Below are 14185 nucleotides of genomic sequence, written 5' to 3'. Positions count from 1 at the left end.
ATTATTTAGTTGACGCTCTAATTTTTTTCCGTTGCTTCAATAACCACCTTATCAAAAGGACCAAAATTAGGATAACACTGATGGCTACCAACGCCAATAGAACATAAACCTTGGTAAGATCCGGACCGGTCAGCATGTACAGAGTTAATTCGTTGCCCAGGTCTTCACCATATTCCGAATTTGTAAACAGAACAAACCCCCATTTTTTGTTGGGATCTACTGCAAAAGAGGAGGTGAAGCCAAAGTTATTGCCCCCATGCATGTAGAGATTGGTCAACGGTAATTGGGGCTTAAAAAAACCCAAGGTATAGTCAACCTTGATTCCATTGAATTCGTCAACATAGGAATGTGGCTTGAATAGTTCCTGATAACTTTCTTCTTTTAAAACCTTACGCTCCATAAGGCCAATCATCCATTTGGAAAAATCCAGGGCCTCAGAATGTAATGATGCTGGTGCCCAAAATTGATATTGCCTGAGACTATCCGGATTGCGACCTGGACCTACCCATTTTCCCTCTTCGTCATAGGGCTCCGCTTTATGCCTTTTGCTATAATCATCTTGTATAAAGACGCTGTGGTCCACACCCATTGGTACCGCAATTTTGGCTTGGAAATCCGATTCCAGCCCCTCCCAGTCAAATCCTTCGATCTCATTGATTACCTTGGCCAGGTATTGATAACCCTCACCAGAATAGAAATAGTCCGTACCGGGTTCGAATTGTATGATCAGCCGATCGTCTGGGGTGTCCTCTCTCCAATTTGGGAAGCCCGTTCTATGGCTTAAGGCCATTCGGGCAGTGATCTTCTGGTAACGATCATCGTAAGCGATGTCCGGATAGGGAAGGTAGGTGTAGAGTGGAATATCCAGGTCCAATTTGCCTTCCTCCACGTATTTCATCACTAAGAAAGCAAACACCGGCTTGGATAGAGATGCTGCTTCAAAAATCGTCGTTTCGGTCACTGGAATCTGATCTTGCAAATTGGCGTAACCCAATGTTCGATGGTGGACTACCTTCCCGTCATTGATAAAGGCGATTGCCATACCCGGAATATTCAGAGAATCCATTTGATCTTCCAGGTAACGATCCAGTGTTTCTTTAGGGATGTCAAACCCAAAATAACTATCAACGGTATCTTGATCTGTGGTACAACTCGTAATCAATACCACTGCCATTATAATAGTAATTCGTAGGAGAAAAAGGGCTGTTTTGGTGATAGGCATTTTTAGGGAGAATTTAATTCGCAAGTTCCTGAAATAGGGACTGACTTAAAGATAGATAACTTAATCCAACTGATAAAGAGTTACAGGACTCTACTTGAAGTAGCTCACTCTTCAATTGACTGAGGGAAATGTATCCGACTAACAACTTGTAATTCTTGAATGGTCATATCCACATTCACGAACCATCAACACGGTCTTTATTATTATTTGTAGCGAATTATTTTTTAGGATAGATTGATCCCAGGAAGGGGAATAGGGGCCCCCAAGGTATATTTGGTTATTCGTGATTCGTTAATCGTTATTTGAATTATTCTGTGGGCAATGAACAGTGAGCGGTGAGCAGTGAGCTGCTCGATTTTGGGTCTTTTAATCTGGCACTTGGAGTTTAGCCTCACCCTTCACTCCTAAAAAATCCCCTATCTTTGCGCCCTTTAAGGAACCAGTGTCCAAGTAGAAGCCAGGTTTGTTTTGTCGTTAGCTTCCCAGAGACACAACAAACAGGACATATGAATACTTTTGAACAACTGGGGCTGGACCAGCCCTTTCTTGATGCCATTAACGATCTTGGTTTCGAGACCCCATCCGATGTACAACAACAGGCTATTCCGATTCTCCTTCAGGATAATACGGATCTAGTTGCCCTCGCACAGACCGGAACCGGTAAAACCGCGGCATTCGGTTTTCCCATGCTCCAACTGATTCAGGCAGAAAGCCGGGTAACTCAGGGGCTGATCTTATCGCCAACCCGGGAGCTTTGTCTTCAGATCACCCAGGAGATGCACAATTACGGAAAACATGTTCAGGGTCTGAATGTAGTGGCCGTTTATGGCGGCGCCAGTGTTAATGAGCAAATCAGGGCCATCAAGAAAGGAGCCCAGATCATTGTGGCTACACCGGGTAGGATGAAAGACCTGATCGGAAGGGGAGCAGTAGACATTTCCAGGATACAGTATTGTGTATTGGACGAAGCCGATGAGATGCTCAATATGGGATTCTATGAGGATATAACCGATATTCTATCTCATACACCCGAGGATAAGAGCACCTGGCTATTCAGCGCAACTATGCCCAAAGAAGTTGCGGTCATTGCCCGTAAATTCATGCATAATCCCGCCGAGATCACGGTGGGACGAAAGAATGTGGGAGCCGAGAATGTGACCCACGAATACTACCTGGTCAATGCTCGAGACCGCTATTTGGCTCTCAAACGTTTGGCTGATGCTAACCCGTCAATCTTTTCCGTGGTATTCTGCCGTACCAAACGCGATACCCAAAAAGTTGCCGAAAAATTGATCGAGGATGGTTATAATGCGGCAGCCTTGCACGGTGATCTCAGCCAGAACCAGCGTGATCTGGTTATGAAATCGTTCCGCACACGTCAGATCCAGATGCTGGTTGCTACTGATGTTGCTGCCAGGGGAATAGACGTGGACGATATCACCCATGTGATCAACTACCAATTGCCTGATGAGGTAGAGACCTATACTCACCGATCTGGCCGTACCGGACGAGCAGGTAAATCGGGGGTATCCATGGCTATAGTGGTCAAATCTGATCTTCGCAAGATCCAGGCCATCGAAAAGATCATTGGGAAGTCCTTTATTCAGAAGGACGTGCCCAGTGGAATGGAGATCTGTGAGATCCAACTATTTCACCTCGCCAATACGGTCAAGGATACACCCATCAATCCGGATATTGACCCTTATTTACCCAATATTACCGAAGTTCTGGACGAATTTAGCAGAGAGGACCTGGTCAAGAAGTTCTTTTCAGTGGAGTTCGGTCGTTTCTACAACTACTACAAGGGAGCAAAAGACCTCAATACTGCAGGCGCAGACAGACCGGTAAAAGCGGAGAAAAGTGTCCGTTTCTTTATCAATCTTGGAGCCAAGGACCAGTTCAATTGGATGGAGTTGAAAGACTTCCTACGCGATATGCTGCAATTGGGCAAGGACGACATCTTCAAAGTGGATGTCATGAATAGTTTCTCATTTTTCAGTGTAGATGAAAAATTCCTAGATAAGGTACTGGAGACTTTCCAAGATTTTAAAATGAACGGCCGTCGTGTCTTTGTGGAGGTAAGCAAAGATGGAAGAAAGAAAGGTGGCGGAAAGCGAAGAGATGGTAAGGACTTTGGAGGAACCTCCCAGGGCCGGAAATTTAAGCAGAAATCGGGCAAGCCGAGATCTGGTGGAAGATCCTTTGATCGCAGTTCCAAACCTCCCAGAAATCAAGGTACCGGAGGAAAAAGGAGACGTAGGGGATAGCGGCATAGCGACTTAACGAAACTTTTAGAGGTTTATCGCGTCTAAATGCTTAGTTTTACTGACAAGATTTGCTATGAGAAAAGCGGTATACCTACTTCTGTTCCTTCTTATATCCGGCTTGGCCTGGTCCCAGGAAAGCCAGATCATTAGTGGTAAGGTACTGAACGATGCCAATGACCTTCCTTTGGAGAATGTGAACATCGTTAACCTGAACCAGGTTATCGGTACGACCACTAATAAATCCGGGGAGTTTAACGTTAAGGCAGCTGTAAACGATACCCTCTACTTCTCATATCTTGGATTTAAATCGATTCGAGTTCGGGTAACGAATGACTGGTTAAAATACGGTGATATCAAGGTCAAAATGACCGAGTTGGGTATTGCCTTGGAAGAGGTGGTTGTTAAGCCTGTTCAGCTGACGGGTTATGTGGAAGTTGATGCCAAGACCATACCGATCTACGACAACTATCGTTACCGTATTGCTGGATTGGGAACTGGTTACGAAGGGGGTAATAAATCTCCTTCTGCGGTGAACAAAGTACTGAGCGCTGTCTTTAATCCTGCCGATTTCCTCTACAACATCTTTGGGAAGAGGCCCAAGCAGATGAAGAAACTGAGGCAGATGAAGGAAGACGATGAGATACGCAACTTGTTGTCGACCAAATACGATCGGGAGACCTTGATGGCGGTGCTGCAATTAGAACGCATAGATATCGATGAGATCCTCAATAACTGCAGTTACTCTGCAGATTTTATTCGTTCGGCCAGTGACCTTCAGATCCTGGACGCTATTTCAGAATGTTATGATGAATACCGGGTTTTGAATCGCAGAAAAGACAAGGGCTGATGGCCTTTGACCAATACATGGCGGAACGCATTCGCCGCTATTTCCAGGAAAAACAGACCAATTTTTACGAAAAAAAAATGTTCGGTTGACTTTGCTTTATGGTGGAGGACAAGATGTGCTGTGGCCTGATGAACAATAAGAAGAAAGAGACCGATCTGCTCATGGCACGAATCGGTGATGAGGCCTACTCAAAAGCCTTGCAAAGACCGGGATGTATGCCTATGGATTTTACAGGCCGGCCGTTAAAAGGCTTTGTATTCGTGCTTCCGGATAGATATGATTCGGAAAAAGACCTGACCTATTGGCTGGATGCCTGCCTGGTATTCAACCCCTTTGCGAAGGCCTGTAAGCGGAAATCTTGATCAGTTCTTTTGATTGCCTCGCTTTTTTTCGATCTTGAAGGACAATTCATTTTCAACTAAATAATCCAATCTACAATGAAGAATTTGACCCTCTTCCTGTTTATAATCTTTGTATCATCGCTCTCTGCCCAGAGTTATTTCATTCCCAAATCAAGTGAGAGATCAATCGTGAACCGAGGTGGGAGCACTTCGATAACTGCGAGTATACCCTTCCAGGGATATGACGAAGAGGAGGCCTTTTTTGGGCAAGGGGAATACGAGATTTTCTTGGACGTGGTAGACGGCATCCTAGATAACCCAATTATTGTGCTAGACGGATTTGATCCTGGAGATTCGAGGGATATTACAGGTTTGTACAACCGCCTGGAGTTTGGTGGAGAAAACCTTGCTGATGTAGTCAGGGAAGAAGGGTATGATATTGTGATACTGAATGCTCCAGTCTACAGTACAGGGGGAGTTCAGATCGATGGAGGAGCCGATTTTATTCAGCGCAATGCCTTTGTCCTGATCGAGTTGATCGAATTTCTGAACCAGCAAAAAGAAGGAGACGAGGAGTTGGTTGTCCTGGGGCCAAGTATGGGAGGCTTGATCGCACAGTACGCCCTGTCCTACATGGAGCAGAATGATATGGAGCATCAGACCAGGTTGTTCATCAGTTTCGATTCTCCTCACCGCGGCGCCAATATCCCAGTTAGTTTACAATACTTGATCAATTTCCTGGCCCGTGAATTTGGAGACGAAACGGCTGTTGCTGTAGTCGAGAATGTGCTGAATTCCGCGGCCGCTAAGGAGATGTTGGTGGATCATTACCTGGGTCATCTGGCCGATGGCTCGGACACGGATCAGGACCCGGACAAGCTTTTACCTGGAGGTGCCCCGGATTTCCGCGATGCCTTCCAATCTGAGCTGGACGCCTTGGGATTCCCCCAGAATGTCCGAAACGTAGCTATGATCAATGGAAGCGGCAACGGAACTTCTACCGGGACATCAGGAATGCAGGTGGTGAGCACTGAATTAGACCTGGGGGGCTCAATAACAGCAGACGTAACTTTACGATTTACGCCTCCAGCATCCCAAACTAATGAGGTCACCTTCTTCGAAGGGTTTTTGATCGGGGTTCCTTTAATCGATTTTTCGGCCGATTCCGAATCCTCAAGCGAAACGGATGGGGTCGATGCGGCTCCGGGAGGTACTTCTATGATTTCAAGTGCCTTGGGCGATGGACAGGGAAACCAGGTTATTATCGATTTCATTGAAGCCTTGGATCAGGATTTATTCTGCTTTATTCCTACCATCAGTGCTTTGGCCATTGAGAACGAGCCCAATTGGTATGCCAGCCCGGATATTGGAGGGATTCACAATTCACCATTTGTCAATTTCTACATTCCGGATTCCAATGAGGATCACGTTACGGTTACTGAGGAAAGCGCGGCCTTCGCCTTAGAGGAGATCCTCGAGACCACCTTAGGACAGGCAGATCTAAAAGTTCCTAAGATTGTCCTGGCTCAAAATCCGATCAGGGGTCCAATCGAACTCCAGTTGGGACAGGTGGCCGGTCCAAATGTGAATATTCGAATTTTGGATTTAAGTGGAAAACTACTGATGAATAAGACCATTTTGGCAAATCCCGGAATGGTCAGGATTCCACATGGACTGAACTCTGGTATGTATTTACTAGAGGTGAACGACGGCCGAACAGTTAAGACCATCAAGCTGATGGTTCGCTAAGCAAGCTTATTCGGGATCCAAAGTGACTGCTGTGCCGCTCGCCGCACTCTCCTTGGCGGCATCCAGTATTTCTACCACGATCATATTATTCTCCAAGGACGAAAGTTCATATGGAACTGGGGTCACATCCCCTTTGATCTGTGCGGCGAAAAGAGCAAACGGATCATTGTATGGATAGACCAATTCTGCTAAGGTTTCTTTGGAAGCTGGCAGATTCTCCTGTAAACGTGTGCGCAGATCATTTCGGTTGTCGGCTATCACATAACCTTCCGTTCCATAAACCTCCATATCCTTGCGGGAAAAGGTCCAGTTCCAGGAAGCCTGTATTACTCCTTGCATGCCATCGTATCCCAAGACGATCGTAGCTTCGTCATCGACTTTCGGATAGATGTCCGGTTTGTTGGTTTGGGTCATGGCCCAAACGGTAGAAGGTTTCTTGCCGTCCACCAGCCATGTCAAAAGATTGGCTCCATAACACCCAAAATCAGTAACAGCTCCCCCTCCATTTAGGATAGGATCGGTAAGCCAGTCTAGGAATTCCTGGTTCACTCCAATCTCCACTGGGCCCTGATGCCCATCATGCACCACCACCTTTCGCAGTGTACCAAGTTGTTCGTTGTCCAGCAGTTCCTTGGCTTTGTGATTGGTCGGGTACCAGGTGGTTTCATAATTGGTAAAAACTTGAATCTGGTGCTTTTCTGCCAGTTCCACTATTCTGCGGGCATGCGCCATACTTACGGCCAAAGGCTTTTCTACCATAACGTGTATCCCTCTTGGGGCAAAGAACTCCACTACACTCAAATGATCAAAGATGCTTCCAAATGCAAAGACGGCCTCGGGCGATTGCGCCTCCATCAAAGCTTCCATGTCCCGGTAGATCATCTCCATAGGCATGCTGTATTGGGTCATATAACGCCCCGCCAGATCAGTGTTTGGCTCTACTATTCCCACGATCTCAATGTCACCCAAATCTTCTCTTCCAAGGATCCAGTGTACATGAGTGTGGGTCAAGCCGATAATGGCCACCTGCAAAGGTTTCTCCTCCTTTGATTGACCAAATGTGATAGTTTGAGACCCGATAATTAGCATTAATAGAAGTAGGTTCTTTTTCATGGTTAACGGTGATGATAGGGTTCGTTCTTCAAGATAGTGAATGCACGATATAATTGCTCGGTAAAGAACAATCGGACCATTTGATGGGAAAAGGTCATGGCAGACAAGGATAACTTAGAATGAGCGGCTTGGTAAACATCTTCACTATAACCGTAGGGGCCTCCAATCACAAAGACCAGACGCTTAATACCGCTGTTCATTTGTTTTTGCAGAAATTGACTAAAACCAACAGAATCCAGCTGTTTTCCTTTCTCATCTAAAAGGATAACCCGATCACCGGACTTCAATTGTCCTAATATGAGTTGACCCTCTTGTTGTTTTTGCTGAGCCCGGGACAAATTCTTTACGTTCTTGATGTCAGGTATCACAAGTAGTTCAAAATTCACATAATGCTTCAAACGGTTCCGATACTGGTCGATCAGTGTGTTTAGTTCGGATTTATCCGTTTTACCTATGGCGATCAAAGAAATCTTCAACTGTTGTTTGGGTCTTGCTTGGTGGACGTACTCGATATAAACTCAACAACTCCATCGGAGGAGTTTCGAATTTCCGCTAAATTAGCCGAAATTACATTTCCAAATGATCTCCAAGAAACAATTTAGGGAAGAGATAGACCTGATCATCGCCAACGCCATCCGAGAAGATGTGGGAGGAGGGGATCATTCTTCCCTGGCCTGTATACCTGAGGAAGCCAAAGGCAAAGCCCGTTTATTGGTCAAGGACGAGGGAATCATCGCCGGAGTCGAGTTTGCCCGACAGGTCTTTGATTATGTAGATCCCTGGCTAAAAATGGATATTAAAATCCAGGATGGTGAAGCCGTCAAATTTGGAGATGAGGTGTTTTATGTTTCTGGTCTTTCTCAATCGATATTAAAAGCTGAACGTCTGGTTCTCAATGCCATGCAGCGCATGAGTGCCATCGCTACCAAGACCAGGAAGTATGTAGATCTGTTGGAAGGAACGGGTACCCAGATCCTGGATACGCGGAAAACAACACCAGGATTCCGGGCATTGGAAAAATGGGCAGTCAAGATAGGAGGTGGGGTTAATCATCGGTTTGCCCTTTACGATATGATCATGCTGAAGGACAACCATATCGATTTTTGCGGAGGGGTGGGTCCGGCCATCGAAAAGACGAGGCAGTACCTGAAAGACCAGAAGATGAATCTCAAGATTATCGTCGAAGCGAGGAATATGGAAGAGATCAGGGAGATACTAAAACATCAAGGGGTTCACCGCATACTCATTGACAACTTTGATTTCCAACAGACCAGAGAAGCCGTAGCCCTTATCGGTGATCATTGTCAGACGGAATCCAGTGGTGGAATCACCCTTCAAACTGCACGAGCTTATGCCGAATGTGGCGTAGACTATATTTCCAGTGGGGCTCTGACTCATTCGGTTTACAATATGGATCTCAGTTTAAAGGCCATGGAATGAGCCAGAAGATCGAATCTTTTCTGGATCGAATCCCCATTCTTAGATGGATAGTCAAAGGTTTGAAACGGGTTAAATTACCCGGTTATGGTGATTATTCCATCTATGATCTGATAGAGACCTATGTGGTCGGTATAGTTGAAGGGACCTTTTCGTTCCGTGCGAGTGGAATTGCCTACAGTTTCTTTATGGCGCTCTTTCCGTTCTTACTTTTCATACTCAACCTGATTCCCTACATCCGCATTATCGATAATTTTCAGCAGAAGTTTCTGGATCTGCTGGAGACTGTACTGCCTCCTCAGACCCAGGAGTTCTTTCTTCCGGTCATTGAAGACATCGCCCTCAACCCCCGCAGCGAGTTATTGTCTGTTACATTTGCGCTGACCATGATCCTGGCTGCAAACGGAGTGTACAATATCTTCAGTGCCTTCGAGTATTCCTATCACGTGGAGATCAACCGAGGGTTTTTCAGGCAGTTTTTTATTTCCCTTGGGGTTGCTATTATGCTGGCACTGTTATTGCTCTTTACGGTGGGAATTGAGATCTTTGGGGAATACTTGATCAATCGGTTGAAAGGGGATGCAACTGCAGCCGACGAGCTCAGATGGATCGGTATACTGCAGTATTTCATTTTTGTTGTCGTGATCTATGTGATCGTTGCAACATTGTACTATTTCGGAGTAAGGACGGGAGTCAAGTCCTCCTTTTTTTCAGTCGGAGCGCTAACAACCACCCTATTGATCCTCTTAACAACTTACCTTTTTGGGGTGTATATCAACAATTTTTCGCGATACAATGAGTTGTATGGTTCTATAGGTGCACTTTTAATCATGTTGTTATATATTTGGATCAATTCCAATCTGCTTTTGCTCGGTTTCGAGCTGAATGCAGTTCTTAGGAAATTAAAGCGAAACTTAACATAATCCACGTAATTTAAACTAATTCAAACCGTTATGAAAAAATTATTAATTCTTTTATTCATGATCTCTGCCTCTCTTCCCCTAACGGCCCAGACCGAAGTTGGAAGTGTTACCTTGCCCAATAGTGTCAATTTTGGAGGGCAGGAACTAGCCCTGAATGGGGCAGGTATTCGGAAGAAAGCCATGGTTCTCAAGCTTTATTCAGGGGGGCTATACCTGGCTAGTCCTTCATCAAAGGCCGAAGACATCATTAACGCAGACCAGAACATGGCAATCAAACTGCATATCACTTCAGGTTTTGTTTCTAGTGAAGCCATGCAGGAAGCGGTAAATGATGGCTTCAATGCGTCCATGAATGGAAACACTTCTTCCTTAGATACCGAGATCAAGGAATTCATCAGTTTCTTCAGCGATGAGATCGTGGAGAACAACGTCTTCGACATCACTTACCAGACAGGAAAAGGTGTTGTAGCTTATAAGGATGGCAAGGAGTTGGGTGTAATTGCCGGTATGAACTTTAAAAAAGCCTTGTTTGGAATCTGGTTAGGAGATGACCCGGCAGACAAGAAATTGAAGAAAGGAATGCTCGGTAAAGATTAATTCAATTGCTATGAAAAAGATCGTTTTACTGAGTTTGTCTGTCCTTCTCTACGCGACTAGCTGGTCTCAGGAGGTGGTCGGGCAATGGAAGACCATCGACGATAATTCGGGGGAGGCCCGCTCTATCGTTGAAATATATGAGGATGAAGGGCTGGTTTACGGAAAGATCGTCCAGCTGCTTGATCCGAGCAAAGCAGAAGCTGTCTGCGAGCAGTGTTCTGGGGCAGATAAGGATCAACCTGTTGTCGGTTTAGTTATCATCAAGGGGCTAGAAGCCGATGGCGATGAATACAATGGAGGGAAGATACTGGACCCTGAAAGCGGCAAGCTGTATAAGTGCTATATCGCGCTAGAAGATACGGATCGCCTAAAAGTCAGGGGTTATATTGGATTCTCCGCATTAGGACGAACGCAATACTGGCATCGGGTCAAGTAATTTTGTTTATAAACTACATCAAGGGCTGTCTGTTTCTCAGACAGCCTTTTTTAATTTAGCACAGTGTACTACATTGACGTCATCCTTCCTATCCCGATCCGTCAGGCCTTCACTTATTCGGTCAATAAGGACGAGGCCCTCTTCCTGAAGCCCGGGATGCGAGTGGCTGTTCCGTTTGGCCGGTCCAAGGTATATACGGCTATAGTCTTCAGGTCCGCTACTGCACAAGAACCTGGCTATCCAACCAAATCTATTGATCACATCCTTGATGAAGCACCCCTGATCAACTCACATCAGTTGAAACACTGGCAGTGGATGGCCTCTTATTATCTGTGTACGCTGGGTGAGGTGGTGCGGGCAGCATTGCCGTCCTTATTTCTTTTGGAAAGTGAGACCATGGTGCGCTTAAAAGAAACTGAGCTGATTGACGAATCAATTCTGGATGACGACGAGTTCCAGGTGGTTGAGGCTCTAGGCCATCAACAAACCCTTCATATAAACGATATACGCTCCATCCTGGATCGGCATTCTGTGGTCAAGGTCCTGCAAGGGCTGTTGGAGAAGGACTGTATTTTGATTCATGAAGAGGTGCAGGAACGTTACAAACCTCGCTTAAAGACCTTTATACGTCTACGGGCGGATCTACATCAGGAATCAGCTTTAAATGAGGTACTGGAGCAAATGAGCCGGGCACATGCGCAGCGCCTTGCACTGATGAAGATGTATCTGCTAACGGCAGATCCAAATACAGAAGACATCAGCCAGGTGGATTTGCAGAAAGCCAGCGAAGTCAGCCCGGGGGTGATCAAAGCACTCTTGGACAAAGGCTTGATGGAGCAATATGTAAAACAGATGGACCGATTGGATTTTTATCCGGGCTCAGTCGCCAACCTGCCTCAGCTTTCGTCTCATCAGTTGACTGCTCTGGAGGAGATTGAGGATTATCACGGGCAAGAATTACCGGTTCTATTGCACGGTGTAACGGGTAGTGGAAAAACAGCCTTGTATATTCATCTGATCGCCAGGCAGTTGGAGGCGGGAAATCAAGTGCTCTACCTGGTGCCAGAGATCGCCTTGACCACTCAATTGATCCAGCGCCTGCAAGCCTTTTTTGGTGAATTTCTCGGTGTCTATCATTCCAGATACAATCTGCAGGAAAGGGCAGAGGTTTGGCATAACGTGGCGGCGAAGAAACAAAAGGCCCGTCTTATAATTGGTGCGAGATCAGCCATCTTCTTGCCATTTCAGAACCTAGGATTGGTGGTTATAGATGAAGAACACGAGCCATCTTTTAAGCAACACAATCCGGCACCGCGATATCATGGCAGAGACTCTGCCTTAGTTTTGGCCCAACACCATGGAGCCAGGGTGGTAATGGGTTCGGCAACACCATCGCTGGAGTCCAGTTATCTGGCTGATAAGGGTAATTACGGACTGGTCAAGATGCCTTATCGCTACAATAAGATGTTGATGCCCCAAATGGAGTTGATCGATATCCGGGAAGGCTATCGGAAGAAGCGAATGACCGGTCATTTTAGCGAACGTCTTATTGAACAAATGAGCGAGAGCCTGGAGTCTGGTTCTCAAGTGATCTTGTTCCAGAATCGAAGGGGGTATTCTCCGGTATTGTCCTGTTCCACCTGCGGAGTGGTCTCCGAGTGTCCTAACTGTGATGTGAGTTTGAGTTATCACGAGTACCAGCAGCAATTGCGCTGTCATTATTGTGGTTATTCCATGCCCGTACCGGTGGAGTGTCCCGCCTGTGGGTCGGCGACCCTGGATGCCAAGGGGTTGGGTACCCAACAGGTTGAGGCGGAGGTCAAGGAGTTGTTCCCGGATTATCGTGTGGCGAGGATGGATCAAGACACCACTCGAGGTAAAAAAGCTCATAGCCGGCTGATCAACCAGTTTGAAGACCGGGAGATCGATATTTTGGTCGGGACTCAAATGTTGGCCAAGGGATTAGATTTTGCAGGTGTCAAGTTGGTTGGGGTCATGAATGCGGATAATCTTTTGAGCTTTCCAGATTTCAGAGCTCACGAACGTTGCTTCCAGCTTTTGGTGCAGGTAGGTGGGCGTTCCGGGCGGCAATCCGAGCAGGGGTTGGTTTTGATCCAGGCCTTCAATCCTTATCACACCATCTTACAGCAGGTTACCCAGTACGACTATCCGGCTATGTATAGCCAGGAGACCGAAGAACGGAGACAATTCAAATATCCTCCGTTCTATCGGGTGATCAGATTGACCTTCAAAGATCGAAATCGTCAAAAGATGCAACAAGCCTCACGATGGTTCGCGACTTTGCTCAGGCACGCACTCCAGGTAGAGATTTTAGGCCCGGAGGTGCCAGTGATCGGACGAATCCGTAATCAGTATCTCACCCATATACTCATCAAATTTGATAGGGATCTTTCTGCCTATGCTATCAAAGAGACGATTTACAGGGCAGAGAATAGATTTAAAGGGCTGAAGGAATTCAGCACGGTCAGGATAGTGATGGATGTAGATCCGTATTAATTCCTCATGGAGGAGGCCAGTGCCTCGACCAGGTCGGCCTTGCGATTGCGGCTTAGGGGTAGTTGAGTGGTTTCCAGTTCGATCACCTTGGAGTTGTAGCGTTGTACCTTGTCCAGGTTTACAATGTAGGACTTATGAATACGAAGGAAGCGATCCGATGGGAGCAGGGCTTCAAAGGCTTTCATGGTGGAAAGGACAACCAGAGAGTCGTGTTCGGTAACCAACTTTACATAGTCTCCCAGGGCTTCTATATACAAGAGCTCATTCAGGAATACCTTCCGCTTTTTCAGATTGCTTTTGACAAAGATGAAGTCTTCATCGTCAAAACCATCGTCGTGCTTCAGTTTGTAATTGGTGATCGCCTTGTGTACGGCATTCAGGAAACGTTCCTTGGAAATTGGCTTTCGCAGATAATCCACTGCATCGTAGTCAAATGCTTTAAAGGCATACTTGGTCTTGCCTGTTACAAAGATGATCTGTGGTTTATGGGTCAGATCATCCAACAGGTCAAAACCAGATAGGATGGGCATCTCAATATCGAGAAAGACAAGATCGATCTCATTGTTCGCCAACCCCAATTTGGCTTCGATGGCATTGTTGTATTCCGCCACCAGGTCGAGCGAGGGATGATTTTCGATCAGCTTTACTATAGAGAGACGCTGCAAAGTAGAATCATCTACAATAGCACATTTGAGTATAGGTTTCTCCAAGCTGTACTTCTTTATATAGGGTAACA

The 14185-nt window shown here is 46.1% G+C and carries 13 protein-coding genes; 9 read left to right on the top strand and 4 right to left on the bottom strand.

Annotated features, from left to right (window positions below; translation table 11 throughout):
- Position 1 precedes the first annotated feature (1 nt).
- Positions 2-1174, bottom strand: a complete 1173-nt coding sequence (locus BST85_RS06365; RefSeq protein ID WP_245917647.1) for a serine hydrolase domain-containing protein — start codon at positions 1172-1174, stop codon at positions 2-4.
- Between the two features lie 554 nt (positions 1175-1728).
- Here BST85_RS06365 and BST85_RS06360 point away from each other — a divergent pair.
- The 4 genes from BST85_RS06360 (at position 1729) to BST85_RS06345 (ending at position 6426) form a co-directional block, all read left to right on the top strand.
- A complete protein-coding gene (locus BST85_RS06360; protein WP_104812486.1) occupies positions 1729-3489 on the top strand; it encodes a DEAD/DEAH box helicase in 1761 nt (586 codons plus the stop codon).
- Between the two features lie 73 nt (positions 3490-3562).
- Complete coding sequence (locus tag BST85_RS06355; RefSeq protein ID WP_104812485.1) at positions 3563-4336, top strand: carboxypeptidase-like regulatory domain-containing protein; 774 nt, start codon at positions 3563-3565, stop codon at positions 4334-4336.
- A gap of 98 nt (positions 4337-4434) precedes the next feature.
- Positions 4435-4698, top strand: a complete 264-nt coding sequence (locus BST85_RS06350) for an RNA methyltransferase (RefSeq protein ID WP_245917646.1) — start codon at positions 4435-4437, stop codon at positions 4696-4698.
- A 75-nt stretch (positions 4699-4773) separates the two neighbouring features.
- Positions 4774-6426 (top strand): T9SS type A sorting domain-containing protein, encoded by a 1653-nt coding sequence (locus BST85_RS06345; protein ID WP_104812484.1) that lies wholly within the window; start codon positions 4774-4776, stop codon positions 6424-6426.
- 6 nt (positions 6427-6432) lie between these two features.
- On the opposite strand, the gene BST85_RS06340 is transcribed toward BST85_RS06345, so the two are convergent.
- On the bottom strand, positions 6433-7539 hold the full coding sequence (locus BST85_RS06340) for a Gfo/Idh/MocA family protein (protein WP_104812483.1): 1107 nt from the start codon (positions 7537-7539) through the stop codon (positions 6433-6435).
- A 2-nt stretch (positions 7540-7541) separates the two neighbouring features.
- The gene (gene rlmH, locus BST85_RS06335; RefSeq protein ID WP_104812482.1) at positions 7542-8015 is read right to left on the bottom strand and encodes a 23S rRNA (pseudouridine(1915)-N(3))-methyltransferase RlmH; all 474 of its coding nucleotides are present in this window, start codon (positions 8013-8015) and stop codon (positions 7542-7544) included.
- Between the two features lie 103 nt (positions 8016-8118).
- Between rlmH and nadC the strand changes: the two genes are divergently transcribed.
- From nadC to priA, 5 genes are all read left to right on the top strand, one after another.
- Positions 8119-8979, top strand: coding sequence for a carboxylating nicotinate-nucleotide diphosphorylase (gene nadC / locus BST85_RS06330; RefSeq protein WP_104812481.1), 861 nt, complete (start codon positions 8119-8121; stop codon positions 8977-8979).
- Positions 8976-9899: a YihY/virulence factor BrkB family protein gene (locus tag BST85_RS06325; protein WP_104812480.1), complete on the top strand. Its 924-nt coding sequence runs from the start codon at positions 8976-8978 to the stop codon at positions 9897-9899. The genes nadC and BST85_RS06325 overlap by 4 nt, the downstream gene beginning before the upstream one ends.
- Positions 9900-9929: 30 nt before the next feature.
- On the top strand, positions 9930-10496 hold the full coding sequence (locus BST85_RS06320; RefSeq protein ID WP_104812479.1) for a chalcone isomerase family protein: 567 nt from the start codon (positions 9930-9932) through the stop codon (positions 10494-10496).
- A gap of 10 nt (positions 10497-10506) precedes the next feature.
- Positions 10507-10932 (top strand): DUF2147 domain-containing protein, encoded by a 426-nt coding sequence (locus BST85_RS06315; protein WP_104812478.1) that lies wholly within the window; start codon positions 10507-10509, stop codon positions 10930-10932.
- 63 nt (positions 10933-10995) lie between these two features.
- Entirely contained in the window at positions 10996-13449 is a 2454-nt protein-coding gene (gene priA, locus BST85_RS06310) for a replication restart helicase PriA (RefSeq protein WP_104812477.1), read from the top strand.
- On the opposite strand, the gene BST85_RS06305 is transcribed toward priA, so the two are convergent.
- On the bottom strand, positions 13446-14159 hold the full coding sequence (locus BST85_RS06305; protein WP_104813925.1) for a LytR/AlgR family response regulator transcription factor: 714 nt from the start codon (positions 14157-14159) through the stop codon (positions 13446-13448). The genes priA and BST85_RS06305 overlap by 4 nt on opposite strands.
- Positions 14160-14185: the final 26 nt, after the last annotated feature.

This window comes from Aureitalea marina (assembly GCF_002943755.1).
Lineage (GTDB): Bacteria > Bacteroidota > Bacteroidia > Flavobacteriales > Flavobacteriaceae > Aureitalea > Aureitalea marina.
Note: the sequence above shows the minus strand (reverse complement) of the source record. Positions and strands in the feature narration are given on the sequence as shown.

What these genes read in the sequence shown, in the direction of transcription:
- BST85_RS06365 (WP_245917647.1), bottom strand. Translation starts at nt 1,174, where the DNA reads ATGGCAGTGGTATTGATTACGAGTTGTACCACAGATCAAGATACCGTT.
- BST85_RS06360 (WP_104812486.1), top strand. Translation starts at nt 1,729, where the DNA reads ATGAATACTTTTGAACAACTGGGGCTGGACCAGCCCTTTCTTGATGCC.
- BST85_RS06355 (WP_104812485.1), top strand. Translation starts at nt 3,563, where the DNA reads ATGAGAAAAGCGGTATACCTACTTCTGTTCCTTCTTATATCCGGCTTG.
- BST85_RS06350 (WP_245917646.1), top strand. Translation starts at nt 4,435, where the DNA reads ATGGTGGAGGACAAGATGTGCTGTGGCCTGATGAACAATAAGAAGAAA.
- BST85_RS06345 (WP_104812484.1), top strand. Translation starts at nt 4,774, where the DNA reads ATGAAGAATTTGACCCTCTTCCTGTTTATAATCTTTGTATCATCGCTC.
- BST85_RS06340 (WP_104812483.1), bottom strand. Translation starts at nt 7,539, where the DNA reads ATGAAAAAGAACCTACTTCTATTAATGCTAATTATCGGGTCTCAAACT.
- nadC (WP_104812481.1), top strand. Translation starts at nt 8,119, where the DNA reads ATGATCTCCAAGAAACAATTTAGGGAAGAGATAGACCTGATCATCGCC.
- BST85_RS06325 (WP_104812480.1), top strand. Translation starts at nt 8,976, where the DNA reads ATGAGCCAGAAGATCGAATCTTTTCTGGATCGAATCCCCATTCTTAGA.
- BST85_RS06320 (WP_104812479.1), top strand. Translation starts at nt 9,930, where the DNA reads ATGAAAAAATTATTAATTCTTTTATTCATGATCTCTGCCTCTCTTCCC.
- BST85_RS06315 (WP_104812478.1), top strand. Translation starts at nt 10,507, where the DNA reads ATGAAAAAGATCGTTTTACTGAGTTTGTCTGTCCTTCTCTACGCGACT.